At 37.7% G+C, this 17,566-nt stretch carries 27 protein-coding genes; 1 reads left to right on the top strand and 26 read right to left on the bottom strand.

Annotation, left to right across the window (positions count from 1 at the left end):
- Positions 1–33 precede the first annotated feature (33 nt).
- From rpmD to NST00_RS03535, 24 genes are all read right to left on the bottom strand, one after another.
- Positions 34–216, bottom strand: coding sequence for a 50S ribosomal protein L30 (gene rpmD, locus NST00_RS03650; RefSeq protein ID WP_016839386.1), 183 nt, complete (start codon positions 214–216; stop codon positions 34–36).
- A 12-nt stretch (positions 217–228) separates the two neighbouring features.
- Positions 229–729, bottom strand: coding sequence for a 30S ribosomal protein S5 (rpsE, locus tag NST00_RS03645; RefSeq protein ID WP_339287615.1), 501 nt, complete (start codon positions 727–729; stop codon positions 229–231).
- 21 nt (positions 730–750) lie between these two features.
- Complete coding sequence (rplR, locus tag NST00_RS03640; protein ID WP_168412721.1) at positions 751–1,110, bottom strand: 50S ribosomal protein L18; 360 nt, start codon at positions 1,108–1,110, stop codon at positions 751–753.
- 32 nt (positions 1,111–1,142) lie between these two features.
- Positions 1,143–1,682, bottom strand: a complete 540-nt coding sequence (rplF, locus tag NST00_RS03635; protein WP_016839383.1) for a 50S ribosomal protein L6 — start codon at positions 1,680–1,682, stop codon at positions 1,143–1,145.
- Positions 1,683–1,712: 30 nt separating this feature from the next.
- Entirely contained in the window at positions 1,713–2,111 is a 399-nt protein-coding gene (gene rpsH, locus NST00_RS03630) for a 30S ribosomal protein S8 (RefSeq protein ID WP_096550071.1), read from the bottom strand.
- 32 nt (positions 2,112–2,143) lie between these two features.
- Positions 2,144–2,329 (bottom strand): type Z 30S ribosomal protein S14, encoded by a 186-nt coding sequence (locus NST00_RS03625; protein ID WP_016839381.1) that lies wholly within the window; start codon positions 2,327–2,329, stop codon positions 2,144–2,146.
- A gap of 18 nt (positions 2,330–2,347) precedes the next feature.
- A complete protein-coding gene (rplE, locus tag NST00_RS03620) occupies positions 2,348–2,887 on the bottom strand; it encodes a 50S ribosomal protein L5 (RefSeq protein ID WP_016839380.1) in 540 nt (179 codons plus the stop codon).
- A gap of 27 nt (positions 2,888–2,914) precedes the next feature.
- Positions 2,915–3,223 (bottom strand): 50S ribosomal protein L24, encoded by a 309-nt coding sequence (gene rplX, locus NST00_RS03615; protein ID WP_016839379.1) that lies wholly within the window; start codon positions 3,221–3,223, stop codon positions 2,915–2,917.
- Between the two features lie 37 nt (positions 3,224–3,260).
- Positions 3,261–3,629, bottom strand: a complete 369-nt coding sequence (rplN, locus tag NST00_RS03610) for a 50S ribosomal protein L14 (protein WP_016839378.1) — start codon at positions 3,627–3,629, stop codon at positions 3,261–3,263.
- Positions 3,630–3,673: 44 nt separating this feature from the next.
- Positions 3,674–3,937 (bottom strand): 30S ribosomal protein S17, encoded by a 264-nt coding sequence (gene rpsQ / locus NST00_RS03605; RefSeq protein WP_016839377.1) that lies wholly within the window; start codon positions 3,935–3,937, stop codon positions 3,674–3,676.
- Positions 3,938–3,955: 18 nt separating this feature from the next.
- Positions 3,956–4,156, bottom strand: a complete 201-nt coding sequence (rpmC, locus tag NST00_RS03600; RefSeq protein WP_016839376.1) for a 50S ribosomal protein L29 — start codon at positions 4,154–4,156, stop codon at positions 3,956–3,958.
- Positions 4,146–4,580, bottom strand: coding sequence for a 50S ribosomal protein L16 (gene rplP / locus NST00_RS03595; RefSeq protein ID WP_016839375.1), 435 nt, complete (start codon positions 4,578–4,580; stop codon positions 4,146–4,148). The genes rpmC and rplP overlap by 11 nt, the downstream gene beginning before the upstream one ends.
- A gap of 2 nt (positions 4,581–4,582) precedes the next feature.
- Complete coding sequence (gene rpsC, locus NST00_RS03590) at positions 4,583–5,239, bottom strand: 30S ribosomal protein S3 (RefSeq protein ID WP_016839374.1); 657 nt, start codon at positions 5,237–5,239, stop codon at positions 4,583–4,585.
- Positions 5,240–5,241: 2 nt separating this feature from the next.
- Positions 5,242–5,589: a 50S ribosomal protein L22 gene (gene rplV, locus NST00_RS03585; RefSeq protein ID WP_016839373.1), complete on the bottom strand. Its 348-nt coding sequence runs from the start codon at positions 5,587–5,589 to the stop codon at positions 5,242–5,244.
- A gap of 22 nt (positions 5,590–5,611) precedes the next feature.
- A complete protein-coding gene (gene rpsS, locus NST00_RS03580) occupies positions 5,612–5,890 on the bottom strand; it encodes a 30S ribosomal protein S19 (protein WP_016839372.1) in 279 nt (92 codons plus the stop codon).
- A gap of 60 nt (positions 5,891–5,950) precedes the next feature.
- Positions 5,951–6,781, bottom strand: a complete 831-nt coding sequence (gene rplB / locus NST00_RS03575) for a 50S ribosomal protein L2 (protein ID WP_016839371.1) — start codon at positions 6,779–6,781, stop codon at positions 5,951–5,953.
- Between the two features lie 46 nt (positions 6,782–6,827).
- Positions 6,828–7,112 carry a 50S ribosomal protein L23 gene (gene rplW, locus NST00_RS03570; protein WP_016839370.1) on the bottom strand — a complete coding sequence of 95 codons (285 nt, stop codon included), beginning with the start codon at positions 7,110–7,112 and terminating at the stop codon, positions 6,828–6,830.
- Positions 7,112–7,735 (bottom strand): 50S ribosomal protein L4, encoded by a 624-nt coding sequence (gene rplD / locus NST00_RS03565; RefSeq protein ID WP_016839369.1) that lies wholly within the window; start codon positions 7,733–7,735, stop codon positions 7,112–7,114. The genes rplW and rplD overlap by 1 nt, the downstream gene beginning before the upstream one ends.
- Positions 7,736–7,761: 26 nt before the next feature.
- Positions 7,762–8,394, bottom strand: a complete 633-nt coding sequence (gene rplC / locus NST00_RS03560; protein ID WP_016839368.1) for a 50S ribosomal protein L3 — start codon at positions 8,392–8,394, stop codon at positions 7,762–7,764.
- A gap of 41 nt (positions 8,395–8,435) precedes the next feature.
- Positions 8,436–8,744 (bottom strand): 30S ribosomal protein S10, encoded by a 309-nt coding sequence (gene rpsJ, locus NST00_RS03555; RefSeq protein WP_016839367.1) that lies wholly within the window; start codon positions 8,742–8,744, stop codon positions 8,436–8,438.
- Between the two features lie 475 nt (positions 8,745–9,219).
- Positions 9,220–11,181, bottom strand: a complete 1,962-nt coding sequence (locus tag NST00_RS03550; protein WP_016839366.1) for an FtsX-like permease family protein — start codon at positions 11,179–11,181, stop codon at positions 9,220–9,222.
- The gene (locus tag NST00_RS03545) at positions 11,168–11,932 is read right to left on the bottom strand and encodes an ABC transporter ATP-binding protein (RefSeq protein WP_016839365.1); all 765 of its coding nucleotides are present in this window, start codon (positions 11,930–11,932) and stop codon (positions 11,168–11,170) included. Before NST00_RS03545 ends, NST00_RS03550 begins: the two co-directional genes overlap by 14 nt.
- A 103-nt stretch (positions 11,933–12,035) precedes the next feature.
- Positions 12,036–13,028 (bottom strand): sensor histidine kinase, encoded by a 993-nt coding sequence (locus tag NST00_RS03540; protein WP_340709641.1) that lies wholly within the window; start codon positions 13,026–13,028, stop codon positions 12,036–12,038.
- Positions 13,025–13,702 (bottom strand): response regulator transcription factor, encoded by a 678-nt coding sequence (locus tag NST00_RS03535; protein ID WP_340709640.1) that lies wholly within the window; start codon positions 13,700–13,702, stop codon positions 13,025–13,027. The genes NST00_RS03540 and NST00_RS03535 overlap by 4 nt, the downstream gene beginning before the upstream one ends.
- 161 nt (positions 13,703–13,863) lie before the next feature.
- Between NST00_RS03535 and NST00_RS03530 the strand changes: the two genes are divergently transcribed.
- Positions 13,864–14,751, top strand: a complete 888-nt coding sequence (locus NST00_RS03530; RefSeq protein ID WP_340709639.1) for a LysR family transcriptional regulator — start codon at positions 13,864–13,866, stop codon at positions 14,749–14,751.
- A gap of 54 nt (positions 14,752–14,805) precedes the next feature.
- Here NST00_RS03530 and NST00_RS03525 read toward each other — a convergent pair whose 3' ends face one another.
- Both NST00_RS03525 and NST00_RS03520 read right to left on the bottom strand, forming a co-directional pair.
- Positions 14,806–16,989, bottom strand: coding sequence for a malate synthase G (locus NST00_RS03525; protein WP_340704684.1), 2,184 nt, complete (start codon positions 16,987–16,989; stop codon positions 14,806–14,808).
- Positions 16,990–17,202: 213 nt separating this feature from the next.
- Positions 17,203–17,346, bottom strand: a complete 144-nt coding sequence (locus NST00_RS03520; RefSeq protein ID WP_172597779.1) for a hypothetical protein — start codon at positions 17,344–17,346, stop codon at positions 17,203–17,205.
- Positions 17,347–17,566: the final 220 nt, after the last annotated feature.

The raw sequence follows: 17,566 nt of genomic DNA, 5'->3' as shown, positions 1-17,566 counted from the left end.
TAGGTGGCACCTCCTTGTACATTTTATAAATCATTAAATTTCTTTAACTGATACTAAGTGTGACACTTTATTAATCATACCACGAATAGCTGGATTATCTGCATGTTCTACAGTAGAATTAACCTTTTTTAAGCCTAAAGCTTCAACTGTTTTACGTTGTTTTTCATTAGCTCCGATTACAGATCTTTTGAGGGTGATTTCTAATTTGTTAGCCATGATTATCCCCCCTTATCCTAATAGCTCTTCTACTGTTTTACCACGAAGTTTTGCAACTTCTTCAGCACGTTTTAATTGTTTTAATCCCTCAACTGTAGCACGTACCATATTGATTGGTGTGTTAGAACCTAGAGATTTTGATAGGATATCCGTAATTCCTGCTAAGTCAAGTACTGCACGTACTGGTCCACCAGCAATTACTCCAGTACCTTCAGAAGCAGGTTTCATTAAAATTTCTCCTGCACCGAAGTGACCAATTACCTCGTGTGGAATAGTTCCACCTACACGTGGTACTTCGATTAAGTTTTTCTTCGCATCTTCTACAGCTTTACGAATCGCATCTGGTACTTCTTGAGCTTTACCAGTACCAAATCCTACATGACCGTTTTTATCTCCTACTACTACTAAAGCTGAGAAGCGGAAGCGACGTCCACCTTTAACAACTTTCGCAACGCGGTTAATCGTTACAACGCGTTCTTCAAGTTCCAGTTTGCTTGCGTCAATACGACTCATGAAGTATGTCCCTCCTTCTTATTAAAATTGTAAACCGTTTTCGCGTGCAGCATCTGCTAATGCTTTTACACGTCCATGATATAAATAACCACCACGGTCAAATACAACTGTAGTAATATTTTTCTCTAATGCACGTTTTGCGATCAATTCGCCAACTTTTGCTGCAGCCTCTTTATTGTTGCCAGCACCTTCAAAATCTTTTTCTAATGTTGAAGCACTAACAAGTGTATGTCCTGCAACATCGTCAATGATTTGTGCGTAAATGTTTTTGTTAGAACGGTAAACGTTTAAACGAGGACGTTCAGGTGTACCGTGGATTTTTGTACGCACGCGTGCATGACGTTTTTTACGAACTTTATTTTTATCTAGTTTCGTAATCACAGTGGTCACTCCTTTCTAACGCTTAGCTAGCATTATTTACCTGTTTTACCTTCTTTACGACGTACATATTCGCCTTCGTAACGAATACCTTTACCTTTATATGGTTCAGGTGGACGTACAGCGCGAATGTCAGCTGCGAATGCACCTACACGTTCTTTGTCAATTCCTTTAACAACAACTTTTGTATTTGAAGGAACTTCAATTTCGATACCTGGTTCAGCAGTGAATTCAACAGGATGTGAGTAACCAACGTTTAATACAAGTTTTTTCCCTTGTAATTGAGCACGGTACCCAACCCCAATAAGTTCTAAAGAACGAGAGAATCCTTCAGATACACCTTTCACCATGTTTGCAAGTAACGCACGAGTTGTACCGTGGATTGTACGGTGTTCTTTTGAATCAGAAGGGCGAACAACAGTAATTACGTTGCCTTCTTGCTCGATTTTCATATCTTGATTGAATTGACGAGTTAGTTCGCCTTTCGGTCCTTTTACTGTTACAGTGTTGTCCTCAGCAACTGTTACTGTAACGTTAGCAGGAACTTCGATCGGTTTTTTACCTACACGAGACATTTCATTGCACCTCCATTCACAAATTACTTATTACCAAACGTAAGCTAAAACTTCTCCGCCCACTTTTTTAGCACGTGCTTCTTTATCAGTTAACACGCCTTGAGAAGTTGAAAGAATTGCGATACCTAAGCCGTTTAACACTTTTGGAATTTCGTCAGTTTTCGCATATACGCGTAAACCTGGTTTAGAAATACGTTTTAATCCAGTAATTACACGTTCGTTATTTTTTCCATATTTTAAGAAAATACGGATGATACCTTGTTTGTTGTCATCGATATATTCAACGTCACGGATGAAGCCTTCTCGCTTAAGGATTTCAGCGATTTCCTTTTTAATGTTGGAAGCCGGTACTTCTAACTTTTCGTGACGAACCATGTTCGCATTACGGATGCGAGTTAGCATATCTGCAATTGGATCTGTCATTGTCATATTCTTATTACCTCCTTCCCATTTTTTGGGGATTACCAGCTAGCTTTTTTCACACCAGGAATTTGTCCTTTATATGCAAGTTCACGGAAACAAATACGGCAAAGTTTAAATTTACGATATACAGAGTGTGGACGACCACAGCGTTCACAACGTGTGTATTCTTGTACTTTAAACTTAGGTTTACGTTTTTGTTTAACGATCATTGATTTTTTTGCCACGTTTTCGCCCTCCTTTTATTATTTTTGGAACGGCATACCGAATTGTGTCAATAACTCGCGAGCTTCTTCATCAGAGTTCGCTGTCGTTACGATCACGATATCCATACCGCGCACTTTTGAAACTTTATCGTAATCGATTTCAGGGAAAATCAATTGTTCTTTAACACCTAAAGTGTAGTTTCCACGACCATCAAACGCTTTTTTAGAAACACCGCGGAAGTCGCGTACACGCGGAAGTGCGATAGAAATTAATTTATCAAGGAAATCATACATACGTTCACCACGTAATGTAACTTTTGCACCAATTGGCATCCCTTCACGTAAACGGAATCCAGCGATTGATTTTTTCGCTCTAGTAACAACAGGTTTTTGACCAGTAATAATAGCTAGTTCTTCAACTGCAGCATCTAATGCTTTAGAGTTCTGTACTGCGTCACCAACACCCATGTTAACTACGATTTTTTCAACTTTTGGAACTTGCATGATTGATTTATATCCAAACTTGCTCATTAAAGCAGGAACTACTTCGTTGTTGTATTTTTCTTTTAGGCGGTTCATGTTTGTACCTCCTTTCAAAATTTCTTATTAGTCGATTACTGCACCAGATTTTTTTGCAACACGAACTTTTTTGCCATTTTCGATTTTATAACCTACACGAGTCGGCTCGCCAGTTTTTGGATCGATTAGCATAACGTTCGAAACGTGGATTGGTGCTTCTTGGCTTACAATACCACCTTGTGGGTTTAATTGATTAGGTTTTACGTGTTTTTTAACGATGTTTACACCTTCAACAATTACCCGATCTTTCTTTGGAAAAGCAGCAAGTACGATACCTTCTTTACCTTTGTCTTTTCCTGTAATAACTTTTACTTTGTCGCCCTTTTTAACATGCATTATGTGTCGCACCTCCTTAATTGGTACTATCAGATAATTAAAGAACTTCTGGAGCTAGGGAAATGATTTTCATAAAGTTGTTATCGCGTAACTCACGTGCAACCGGTCCGAAAATACGAGTACCACGCGGTGACTTATCGTCTCTGATGATAACGCATGCGTTTTCGTCAAATTTAATGTAAGTGCCATCTTTACGGCGAACACCAGATTTAGTACGTACTACAACGGCTTTTACAACGTCACCTTTCTTAACAACGCCTCCTGGTGTTGCTTTCTTAACTGTGCAAACGATAATATCACCGATGTTTGCAGTTTTACGACCAGAACCACCAAGCACTTTAATTGTTAACACTTCACGTGCACCTGAGTTGTCAGCAACTTTTAAACGAGATTCTTGTTGGATCACTTAGGTTACCTCCCTTCGGAATTCGCGTATTTTCCGAATTTCTATTAAATAATAACCGCTTTTTCTACTACTTCTACAAGACGGAAATGCTTTGTAGCTGATAGCGGGCGTGTTTCCATAATGCGTACGATGTCACCGACTTTTGCTTCGTTGTGCTCATCGTGAGCTTTGAATTTTTTAGAATACTTTACACGCTTGCCGTATAATTTGTGTTTTTTATAAGTTTCAACTAGGACAACGATTGTTTTGTCCATTTTGTCTGAAACTACACGGCCAGTGTAAACTTTGCGCTGTTTACGCTCAGTCATATTAGCGGACCTCCTTTATCAGTTATCTCCACTGATTTCTCTTTCACGAATCACAGTTTTCATACGCGCAATCGCTTTACGAACTTCACGAATGCGAGCTGTGTTTTCTAATTGACCAGTCGCCAATTGGAAGCGAAGGTTGAAAAGCTCTTCTTTCAGTGATTTAACTTTTAATTCGATTTCAGAAGTGGCAAGTTCACGGATTTCTTTAGCTTTCATTAGAATCACCACCAGTTTCTTGACGTTTCACAATTTTACATTTCACAGGAAGTTTATGTGATGCCAAACGAAGCGCTTCGCGTGCAACTTCTTCAGAAACACCTGCAACTTCGAACATAACTTTTCCTGGTTTTACTACAGCTACCCAACCTTCTGGAGAACCTTTACCGGAACCCATACGTACCTCAAGAGGTTTTTTCGTATAAGGTTTGTGTGGGAAAATTTTAATCCAAACTTTACCGCCACGTTTCATGTAACGAGTCATCGCAATACGAGCGGCTTCAATTTGACGGTTAGTGATCCAGCTAGCAGTTTGAGCTTGAAGACCCCATTCACCAAATTGTACTTCACGACCGCCTTTTGCTTGACCGCGCATTTTACCACGATGTTCGCGACGATATTTAACACGTTTTGGCATTAACATAATTATTTTCCTCCTTCCGCAGAGTTTTTCTTCGTAGGAAGGACCTCACCACGATAAATCCATACTTTTACACCTAATTTTCCGTATGTTGTATCTGCTTCTGCGTGAGCGTAATCGATGTCTGCACGAAGCGTATGAAGTGGTACAGTTCCTTCACTATAATGTTCTGCACGTGCGATATCCGCACCGCCTAAACGACCAGATACTTGCGTTTTAATCCCTTTTGCTCCTGCGCGCATAGTGCGTTGAATTGCTTGTTTTTGAGCACGACGGAATGAAACACGGTTTTCAAGTTGACGAGCGATATTTTCTGCAACTAATTTTGCATCAAGATCCGCTTTTTTAATTTCAACGATGTTGATGTGTACACGTTTACCAGTGATATCGCTTAAGTATTTACGTAAGTTTTCTACTTCCGTACCACCTTTACCGATTACCATCCCTGGCTTTGCAGTGTGAATCGTAATGTTCACTCGATTTGCAGCACGTTCGATTTCAACTTTGGAAATCGCTGCTTCTTTTAAAGTAGTTTCGATATATTTACGGATTTTGATATCTTCGTGAAGTAATTCAGCGTAGTCTTTTTCAGCGTACCATTTTGACTCCCAATCACGAATGATACCAATTCGCAATCCGTTTGGATGTACTTTTTGACCCAAAATTAACCCTCCTTCTTCTCAGATACCACTACAGTGATGTGGCTTGTGCGTTTATTAATTGCGCTTGCACGTCCTTGCGCACGTGGACGATAACGTTTTAATGTTGGTCCTTCATCAACATAAATTTCAGAAATGTATAAGTTGTTTGGATCTAATTCGTAATTGTGCTCAGCATTTGCAACTGCAGATTTTAATACTTTCTCAACGACTGGAGACGCCGCTTTTGGAGTATGACGTAAAATTGCAACTGCTTCTCCTACTTGCTTGCCTCTAATTAAATCTACTACTAAGCGCACTTTACGAGGGGCAATTCGGACTGTGCGAGCAACGGCTTTAGCTTTTGTTGTCATCAGGATCTACCTCCTCTCAAAATTAGCGTCTTGTTTTTTTGTCATCCGCACCGTGACCTTTATAAGTACGAGTTGGTACGAACTCGCCTAGTTTGTGACCTACCATATCTTCTGTGATGTATACCGGAACATGTTTGCGTCCATCATAAACCGCAATTGTTAGTCCGATGAAGTTAGGGAAGATCGTAGAACGGCGAGACCAAGTTTTAATTACTTGTTTTTTGTCTAGACCTTGTTGTGCTTCTACCTTTTTCATTAAATGTTCATCACAAAATGGTCCTTTTTTCAAGCTGCGACCCATTTAGTAACCTCCCTCCGTGATTTCACCACGGCTCTTCGCTCGAACCGTAGCTTTATCACATTATTTTTTACGTCCACGAATAATTAATTTATCAGATTTATTACGTTTCTTACGTGTCTTGTATCCAAGAGCTGGTTTACCCCATGGTGTCATTGGTGATTTGCGACCGATTGGTGCTTTACCTTCACCACCACCGTGTGGGTGATCATTAGGGTTCATTACAGAACCGCGAACTGTAGGGCGTTTACCTAACCAACGAGAACGACCCGCTTTACCGATGTTTACTAATTCGTGAGATTCGTTACCCACTTGACCGATTGTTGCGCGGCAAGTAGCTAATACTAAACGAACTTCACCAGATTGAAGACGTACGATTACGTATTTTCCTTCACGTCCAAGTACTTGCGCAGATGCACCAGCAGAGCGTACTAATTGTCCACCTTTACCTGGTTTTAATTCGATATTGTGAACTGTAGTACCCATTGGGATGTTTGCTAATGGTAAAGCATTACCTACTTTAATATCAGCATCTGGACCAGAAATAATTTCTTGACCTACTTTTAATCCTTTTGGTGCAATAATATAACGTTTTTCACCATCAACATAGTTAATTAATGCGATGTTAGCAGAACGGTTTGGATCGTATTCGATTGTAGCAACGCGTCCTGGAATGCCATCTTTATCACGTTTGAAATCGATGATACGGTATTGGCGTTTATGTCCACCACCGTGATGACGAACAGTAATTTTACCCTGGTTGTTACGACCAGCTTTGCGTTTTAAAGGCGCTAATAATGATTTTTCCGGTTTATCCGTTGTGATTTCCGCAAAGTCAAATGATGTCATGTTACGACGACCATTTGAGGTTGGTTTATACTTTTTAATCGCCATGTTGTTTCCCTCCTTCTTTAAATGTCAAAACGAACTCATTTTACAATTAGAAATCGAATAATTCAATTTCTTTGCTATCAGGTGTTAATGTTACGATTGCTTTACGACGTCTGTTTGTTAATCCTTGGAATTTACCTACACGTTTTACTTTACCTTTGTAGTTCATGATGTTGACTTTAGCCACTTTTACGCCGAAGATTTCTTCTACTGCATCTTTCACTTGTGTTTTGTTCGCACGAAGATCAACTTCGAAAGTGTACTTTTTATCAGCCATCAGTTCAGAAGAACGCTCAGTAATGACAGGACGTTTAATTACATCACGTGCATCCATTATCCAAGCACCTCCTCAACTTTTTCTACTGCAGCTTTCGTGAATACAACTTTGTCATGACCTAATAAATCAAGAACGTTGATTCCAGAAGCTGTTAAAACTGTTACGCCTGGGATGTTACGTGCGGATAATGCCACGTTTTCATCTAATTCAGCTGTAACGAATAATGCTTTTGATTCGATTTTTAAGTTACCTAAAATTTCTTTGAAGTCTTTTGTTTTAGGTGCATCTAATTTCAATGCATCTAACACTAGGAAGTTTTGCTCGTTCACTTTAGCAGATAATGCAGATTTAAGAGCTAAACGACGAACTTTTTTAGGTAATTTATAGCTATAGCTTCTTGGTTGTGGTCCGAATACAGTACCACCACCACGCCATTGTGGAGAACGGATAGATCCTTGACGAGCACGACCTGTTCCTTTTTGGCGCCATGGTTTTCTACCACCACCAGAAACTTCAGAGCGGTTTTTTACTTTATGTGTACCTTGACGTAGAGATGCGCGTTGAGCGATTACTGCGTCGAATAATACTGCTTCGTTTGGTTCGATACCGAAAATCTCATCATTCAATTCGATTTCTCCAACAGAAGCACCTGTTTGACTAAGTACAGTTACCTTTGTCATTCCTGTTTCCTCCTTTCTTCAAGAAATTAGTTAGATTTTTTAACAGCTGCTTTTACTGTTACTAAAGATTTTTTAGAACCAGGAACATTACCTTTTACTAGTAGTAAGTTACGTTCAGTATCCACTTTAACAATTTGTAAGTTTTGGATAGTTACTGTATCTCCACCAGTTTGACCAGGTAAAGCTTTTTGTTTAAATACTCGGTTTGGAGCAATAGGTCCCATTGAACCTGGACGACGGTGGTAACGAGAACCGTGAGACATTGGTCCACGAGATTGGCCGTGGCGTTTAATTACACCTTGGAACCCTTTCCCTTTTGTTACTCCTGTTACATCTACCCAATCGCCTTCTGCGAAAATATCTACTTTGACTTCTTGACCAACTTCATACTCATCTAAGTTTACTCCACGAATTTCACGAATGAAGCGCTTAGGAGCAGTATTCGCTTTTGCTACGTGTCCTTTTTCCGGTTTGTTAGCAAGCTTTTCGCGCTTATCTTCGAAACCAAGTTGGATTGCTTCGTAGCCATCGTTTTCAACAGTTTTCTTTTGAAGTACAACGTTTGGAGTTGCTTCAATTACTGTTACTGGTATTAAATCGCCGTTCTCAGCAAAAACTTGCGTCATACCGATTTTTCTACCTAAGATTCCTTTGGTCATTTGTCACACCTCCTGTGATAATTAAAAGTTTTATTTTACTATTAAAGTTTGATTTCGATGTCAACGCCAGACGGTAAATCAAGTTTCATTAACGCATCAACTGTTTGAGGAGTTGGGTTAATGATGTCGATTAAACGTTTGTGAGTGCGCATTTCGAATTGTTCGCGTGAATCTTTATACTTGTGAACAGCTCGAAGGATTGTGTACACAGTTTTTTCCGTTGGTAACGGAATCGGACCTGATACACTTGCGCCTGAACGTTTAGCAGTTTCAACAATTTTTTCAGCGGATTGATCTAATACTCTGTGATCATACGCTTTTAAACGAATACGAATCTTTTGTTTTGCCATTATTTTCCCTCCTTTATCGCCTAATTACTAGACATTCTCCACGGAAATTTCCCACACACTCGCCATGGCAAAGCGGCCGGGTGTGTCGGCAACCTCCCGCTTCATCGCAGTCAAAGACCAACATTCAACATTATATACAATAAAATAGTTGTTAGCAAGTGTTTTCTCGAATTTTATTGGTCTTTCAAGTTTTGCACTCCCTAAACTGTTTTATAGTATATAAGAGGAGATTATATAAATCAACTCCAATAAAATTCTGAAAATTCCCCGCTACCTTACATTAAAATATATAGCTGCCCTTTCATAAAATTAAACATGTTTCCTATTATAAATAGGAACATATTTTTTAACTAACAAAAATACTTTGCAGCAATTAAGATGAATGCGAAAAAAAGTGGTCGGCCAAAAGATTTTGCCAACCACTTGATCATGGAGTCTAAAAATTAATCTCTACCTATTTAATTGTTTCCTATCTTTATAATGCTTCTTTTACTATTTTTTTATAATACAAAACAGATAATATGCCAAATACCGTGTACATCGCTACATAGAATATGTTGATAATCATCATTGGCGTAGTCATCTCTGAACCAAACAGCCACCAGCCGGATTTCACTGCAAAGTAACTGTGAAGAAGTCCAATCATAAGCGGCATGCCGAAGTTAAACAATTGTTTTACATAAATTCCGCGCATTAACTCACCATTGGAAAATCCGATTTTCCGCAAAATTGTATAGGAATCTCTTTCATCTTCCGCTTCACCCATTTGTTTAAAGTAAAGAATGCTTCCTGTTGTCAATAAAAATGCCAATCCCAAAAATCCTGTTACAAAAATACTCATTCCACTAATAGCTATATTCTCATCGTAATATTCTTTATAAGTTTTTAGATTTGCATATTGAATGACATTACTTTCCCTCAAGTTCTTAAATATTATCTCTGCCCTTTCTCGGTCTTTTTCTTTTGCTAAATTAATACCAATTTGAGTTGAAATAGCAGGGTTTTGAGCTTTTTCTAATTCATGAAATAATTCATCTTTCACAATCAACACAGGCGAACTATCACTTGCTAACACTGATAGAAAAAATTCATCCTCTCTTACTTCTTTAATAAATAAAGAGTAATTCTTCTCACTTGTTTTTACATTAATTTTCTTTTTGCTTTCCAACGGCAGTAATTTAGATAATACATTTGAGTAGCTTGTCATCATGATTTCCCCATCTTTCAAATGGACATCCGGATTTATTTTTTTGTAATCTGATAGAGGAACGGCAGCTGTTACCACCTCTTGATTGACATTTATATACTCAGCATTTTTTTCATCTAAATTAAATAAATCAGACATTTTAATATTTACGTTAGAAATATGAAAAGTTGTTTTTTCATATTCAATTCCTTCTGCCTTTAGCTGTTCTAAAAAATCATTTCCGTTATTATTAAGTAAGATATAATCAAATGGAGAAGATTGTTTTGCATTGGATTCTGAAGAGTAGTAAGAAATATAAGACAGCGTCATAATCCCGACGGCTAATCCTGTCAACACAGTAATCAATGTAAGAGAACTAGCATTTCCCTTCATGCGGTGCATAATTGTTGTAACACCTAAAACATCTGTTATTTTTAAATGTCCCTTTTTGCTTTTCCGGATTAAGTTCATGATAAGTGCCACGGAATATCGGAAAAATAAATAGGTGCCTAAAATTGTTGAACCTAGAATAAGCAACATATTGACCAACAAGTTGTTTGTTGTGGCACCCTCCACGCTGAACAATCTTGTAGAATCGTAATACCCATATGCAATTAAACCAATTCCTATGATTCCCATAATCATATGGAAAATGCTGAACTTTTTAATTCGTTCATCGGCTTTTTTTGCTGCATTAAATAGCGATAACAGCGATGCTTTCCGAATCATAATAAAAATTTGAATCAAGACCACCACTAATAGAAGAGCAAAAATAATGATCGATTTTGAAAAAGCAGTCATGGAAAAAGATAAACTGACAATTGCGTCGTTTAACATTAACTTCATTAAAATCATCGCAAAAAAACGAGAAGTTAAAAATCCCCAAACCATCCCGATTCCTACAGCCAACGTGAACAATACTACATTTTCAATCAATAATAACCGAAAGATCAAACCTTTAGTCATTCCGATTAATTGATATAAGCCAATTTCTTTACTGCGGCGTTTCATAAATAATTGGTTCGCGTAAAGAATAAAAAAAATCAAAATAAAATATAAAACATACGTAATGGATTCAAAACCTGCCGTTGCGGTACCGCTTGCTTCCAACGCCGCGGTAACAGAAGGGTTATAGTGTATGGTGATGAACGAAAAGCAAAGGGTCACACTAAAAATTAATGCAAAGAAGTATAAGTAATAATGCTTTATGTTCTTCTTCATACTTTTAAAAACTAAATTAGTTAACGTCATATCCATCACCGCCAAGCACTCTTTGGGTATTCAAAATATCTTGGAAAAACGCCTGTCTCGTTTTATCCCCTTTATAGAGCTCCGTATAAATTTGACCGTCTTTCAAGAACAACACTCGACTACAGAAGCTTGCTGCCACTGCATCGTGGGTCACCATCATGATGGTTGCTCCTCTTTCCTTATTGATGTTTTCCAAATTTGTCAGTAATGCCGTCGCCGCTTTAGAATCAAGCGCCCCTGTCGGCTCATCGGCAAAAACGATAGATGGTTCAGTAATAAGAGCTCTTGCAGCAGATGTTCTCTGCTTTTGTCCCCCGGATATTTCATTCGGATATTTACTTAAAATGTCTTTGATTCCTAAATATTCGACGAGCATTGCTAAACGCTTCTCTGCCGCGTTTTTTGATACTTTGCCAACAGATAACGGCAGCAGAATATTCTCTTTTACCGTTAACGTATCAAGCAAATTATAATCTTGAAAGATGAACCCTAAATGTTCCCGGCGAAATTTTGCCAAATCCCGTTCTTTCATCTTTTGTAACGGTTTCCCGTTGATTTCAACAATTCCTTCTGTCGGATAATCTATGGAACAAAGGACATTTAATAAAGTTGTTTTACCCGAACCAGATGGCCCCATGATACCAACGAATTCTCCTTCATGTACTTCCAGGTCAATCCCTTTTAACACTTCTTGTTGTAACGTACGTTTTCCATAGGTTTTTCTTATTTTTCTTGCCACTAAAACAGCCATTTCGTCAACCCCTTGTATTGATTCCTTACTAAATTGTACCCTTTCAGTACCTTACAATCGTTCGATTCTCGTGACAAATAAAAAATGGTAAATGACAATTTTGTCACATACCATAAGATTGAATGTATTGATTTTCAAGAGGAAATTGGATTGTAAAAATTGTGCCGGCACCCACTTGTGAATCTACCTTCAGCGTAAGCCCAAGTTTTTCAGCCGCTTCCTTTGCCAAGTATAGACCCATCCCTGTCGCAGCGATTGTTTCCCTTCCGATCGTTCCTGTATAGGACCGTTGGAAAATACGGGGCAAGTCTTCAGCTCGAATCCCAACTCCGAAGTCTTGTATATGTAATAATAGATGCCCCTCTTGATTCCGAGTTGTAAATATGTGAATTTCACTATTTTCATGGCTGTACTTCACAGCATTAGAAAAAATTTGGCGAATAATGAACCCAAGCCATTTGGCATCTGTTGTCACGGTCTTTTGCAAATTCTTCGTTTCAACACCAATCCCTTTTTCAATACACCATGAACGAAAATCTTTAATTTGTTGATGAACGACTGTTTCCAAACAAACCTTTTCCAGCCGGTTATCTTTTTCAATCGTTGAAAGCCTTGTTTCATGGATTTTTTGATCAAGCAACAAAAATATGCGAACCCATTCTTTTTCAATCTTCTCTCTTAACGCATAAGGTTCTACTTGTTCCACGATTAATTTCATGGCAGTCATCGGCGATTTCATTTCATGCACCCACGCCAGCATCTGATCTTGCTGTTCAAGCATTTCCATTTTTATTTGATGAAGTCTATAATCTATTTCTTCATATTGTTGTTGCAAATGTTCCATGTACTTTCGCTGGAAAGGAGAAAGTAGCTCTTTATTGATTGGTTGCTCATAGATAGCTTTTAGCTGCTTTGTTTCTCTTCCATAACGCCAAATTAAGAAAAGAAGAAAGAATAAAAGATTCATGATGTTTACATATATGATGGATATATTTGATATGCCGCTATCGATGAAAAACAATCCATTCAGCCATATTTGCATAAACAGGAAGAATAAAATCCACGATCTTCTTTCTTTTAAAAATAGTCCAATCATTTTGTCACCGCCATGTAGCCAAGTCCTTTTTTCGTTACAATGGTATCCGATAAACCAATTTCATCTAATCGCTGTCGCAATCGATTGACATTGACCGTTAACGTATTATCATTCACAAATCGCTCGTCATCCCATAATTTACGCATTAGCTCATCACGAGAAACAATTTTGTCAACAGAAGCTAATAATGTCTTCAAAATAAACAATTCGTTTTTCGTCAATTCTATCACTTTCTCACCGTATTGAATGGTTCCTCTGTCATAATCAATAATTGCACCATTCCATCTCACAACATGTTGCATATTCTCCCCATAATCATAAGTTCTTCTTAATATCGCCTGTACTTTTGCTAGCAATACTTCCATATGAAAAGGTTTTTGCACAAAATCATCCGCCCCCATTTGCATAGCCATTACCATATCCATTGGATGGTCTCTAGATGATAAAAATAGAATTGGCACTTTTGAGATGGCACGAATTTCACGGCACCAATGAAAACCATCAAATGCGGGGAGTTGAATATCAATGATGACTAGATGTGGCTGCACGTTTAAAAAATCATCTAGCACTTGTTGAAAATCTTTTGGTCCTACTACTTCCATCGACCATTGGTTAAAACGTTCCCTTATTGAATTGAAAATGGATTGATCGTCCTCTATTAAAAATATTTTCATTCTTTCATCCTTTCACATACATAAAATTTTTATATTATATTGTAATATATTTTGCACTTTGTTTAAGAAAATCAATTTTATTCTCTTTTTATGAGAAATATGTATGTAAATTAGTATAATGGAACAAAGAACAAATAGTGCGTAAAAAGGAGATGTTTGTAGTGGACATCCGCCAAATCGAGTATTTTACAGAAGTAGCCAAACATTTGAGTTTCACGAAAGCTGCTTCCACTTTACACGTATCACAACCATCCATTAGTAAAGCCATTCAAAATTTAGAAGCCGAGCTTGGTGTACCTTTATTTTACCGTTCTTCAAAACAATTGGAGTTGACGGATGCAGGAAAGGCGGTATTAGCAAATGCGCAACATGTATTAGCCGCCTTTAAAAATTTACGTTCAGAATTAACGGATTTAATGGAGTTGAAAAAAGGAGAAATTCGTATTGGAATTCCACCGATTGTAGGTGTGGAGTTTTTTTCAAAATTAATTAGTTTATATAAAGAAAAATATCCTTATATTGAAATTAAACTAACGGAAGTAGGGACAAAAAAAATTCGGCAAGGGGTAGAAGAAGGAGAATTGGATATAGGACTCATTTGTAATTTATGTGCTCCAAACGATCAATTAGAATCTATTAGTATATTAAAAGATCCGTTAATGTTAATTGTTCATAGAGATCATCCCCTTGCTGCATTGCCATCCGTTGAAATGTCCCGGTTAGAGAAAGAAGATTTTATTATATATCGCAAAGATTTTACATTGTACGATCGCATTATAGAAGAATGTTCAAAAAATGGGTTCTACCCTACAATAGCTTGTGAATCATCACAGAAAGATTTAATCGTTGAGATGGTGGCTGCTAAAGTAGGGATTGCGTTACTTCCAAAAAAAATATGTGAAAAACTTCAAAATGAAAAAATTGTTTCAATTCCTTTCAAACATGAAAATCTTTTTCTAGAGTTAGGATTGACTTGGAAAAAGAATAAATATTTATCTTTCGCTGTAAGAGAATTTATTGAATTAGCCCAGCAATTTATTACAAAATAAAAAAGACATCCTTCCAAAATTCTTATCTATTTTGGAAGGGATGTCTTTTTATAATTAGTTTGTGCTTACAACGCCATATTTTTGTTTCGCTTCAAGGCGTCGCTTATGAAGGATTGGTTCAGTATAACCATTTGGTTGCTCATATCCTTTGAAAATGAGGTCGCAAGCTGCTTGGAAACCAACAGACTCTTCGAAGTTTGGAGCCATTGGGCGATAGTTTGGATCATCAGCATTTTGTTTATCCACCACTACAGCCATACGTTTAAGCGTTTCATACACTTGTTCTTTTGTCACAATTCCATGATGTAGCCAGTTTGCGATATGTTGGCTGGAAATACGAAGTGTTGCACGGTCTTCCATTAATCCAATATCGTTAATGTCTGGTACTTTTGAACATCCAACTCCTTGTTCTACCCAGCGAATTACGTATCCTAAAATTCCTTGACAGTTGTTGTCCAACTCTTCTTGAATTTCTTCTGGGCTCCAGTTTGGATTTTTCTCTACAGGAATTTGAAGAATATCATCTTGTAAATCTTCAAAGTCAGTAATACCTCTTTGAACTTCTTTTACATCTACTAAATGATAGTGGATGGCATGCAACGTTGCAGCTGTTGGTGATGGTACCCAAGCTGTATTGGCTCCTGCTTTTGGATGAGCGATTTTTTGCTCTAGCATTGCAGCCATTAAGTCAGGCATTGCCCACATTCCTTTACCAATTTGGGCACGGCCTTGTAAACCGCAATTTAATCCTACGAATACATTTGATCTTTCATATGCATTTAACCAAACAGAAGATTTCATTTCATTTTTGCGAATCATTGGACCTGCTTCCATTGATGTATGAATTTCATCACCTGTTCTATCTAAGAATCCCGTGTTAATGAAGACAATCCGTTCTTTTACTTCTTTAATGCAATTTTTTAAGTTTAGAGACGTACGACGTTCTTCATCCATTACCCCAACCTTTAATGTGTAACGCTCAAGCCCAATTAAATCTTCAATTCTACCAAATAATTTGTTTGTAAATGCTACTTCTTTTGAACCGTGCATTTTTGGTTTTACAATATAAATAGAGCCTTTTTTCGAATTTTTGTATTTTGTTTTACCTAATATATCAAGTTTAGCAATTAAGCTCGTAATGACACCATCCATAATTCCTTCTGGGATTTCTTCTCCATTTTTATCTAAAATGGCGTTTGTTGTCATTAAGTGACCTACATTGCGGACAAACATTAATGAGCGACCTGGTAATGTAATGTCTTCACCGTTAACCCCTTTATACGTGCGGTCAGGATTTAACGTACGAGTCATTATTTTCGAACCTTTATCAAAAGTAGCTGATAAATCTCCTCTAATTAATCCTAACCAGTTGCTGTATACTTCTACTTTATCTTCTGCATCAACTGCAGCAACAGAGTCCTCACAGTCCATTATTGTCGTCACAGCTGATTCTAAAATAATGTCCTTAATACCAGCCGGATCTGATTTTCCTACAGGATGATTTCGATCGATTACAATTTCAATGTGCAGGTCATTATTCTTTAATAAAACTACAGAAGGTTCTTCTGGCGACCCGTTATACCCCACAGCTTTTGATTCATCCACAAGTCCTGTTTCATTGCCATTTGAAAGTGTAGCAACTAGCTTTCCGTTTACAATCGCATATTTTGTAACATCTAAATGAGTTGCATCTTTTAAAGGAACTGCTTGATCTAAAAACTTCTTCGAATATTCAATTACTTTCTGGCCACGAACTGGATTGTAGCTGTTTCCTTTCTCCGCTCCATCTTCCTCGCTAATGGCATCAGTACCGTATAATGCATCGTAAAGGCTTCCCCAACGAGCATTGGCAGCGTTTAGGGCATAACGTCCATTGTTTACTGGTACAACTAATTGAGGACCAGCTTGAAACGAAATTTCTTCGTCAACGTTTTCAGTTGTAATATGGTAGTCTTCTACTTTCGGTTCAATGTAGCCGATATCTTCAAGGAATTTTTTATATTGATCGAAATGAAAGTGATCTTTATTTTCTTTATGCCAGTTATGAATTGCCTCTTCTAATTCTCTTCGCTTTTCAAGAAGTTCTTTATTTTCCGGCGTTAAGTCATGAATTAATGTATCAAATCCTGCCCAAAATTCATCTTTATTTACTTCTGCATCAGGCAAAACTTGCTCATTTACAAAATCGTATAACACTTTTTCTACTTGTAAATTCCCCACTGTAACGTAATTTGCCATAATACCGCATCCCCCTCAATAATTCGAACAATGATTTTGAAGATTCCAAAATCTCCTTAATAATATTATAAGGGGGAAAGAGCATATAAATGAAATACATATTTTGAATAAACAATATTCACTTTAGCTATAGAAAAAAATCGAGTAGGAGGGAGCGATTAACTCCCGTCCTCTCACACCACCGTACGTACGGTTCCGTATACGGCGGTTCAATTAAGATGATTGACGCAAGTCTTTATAACTTCCGTGAATAGCTGTTCTCTTTATGCCAGTGGTCACTCCACCCTCCAAGAGGTCTCCCACGGGATTCACCGCTTCCTTCCTCAAGTGAGGTACTACGTTTTCTGTGTTCATCATGACTCACTGAATGCCAAGGGCTATTCTCTCTTAATTGTTCGGTCCTTCTTAGTAGTTCTAAACCAACTAATACTATGACCTCTGCTGACTTCTGACGGTTCAGCTACTTATCACTAAGTAGGTTATGAAGCGTACTTCACATATCCGCCAGACCTCCCCGGGTAAGAATGTAATCTTTCCTTCCATCTATCTGCTTCATTTACTCTGTACCACCTTTGGC

This window comes from Ureibacillus sp. FSL K6-0165, assembly GCF_038004285.1.
In the GTDB taxonomy this organism is placed as follows: domain Bacteria; phylum Bacillota; class Bacilli; order Bacillales_A; family Planococcaceae; genus Ureibacillus; species Ureibacillus thermosphaericus.
This window is presented reverse-complemented; position numbering and strand designations above follow the sequence as displayed.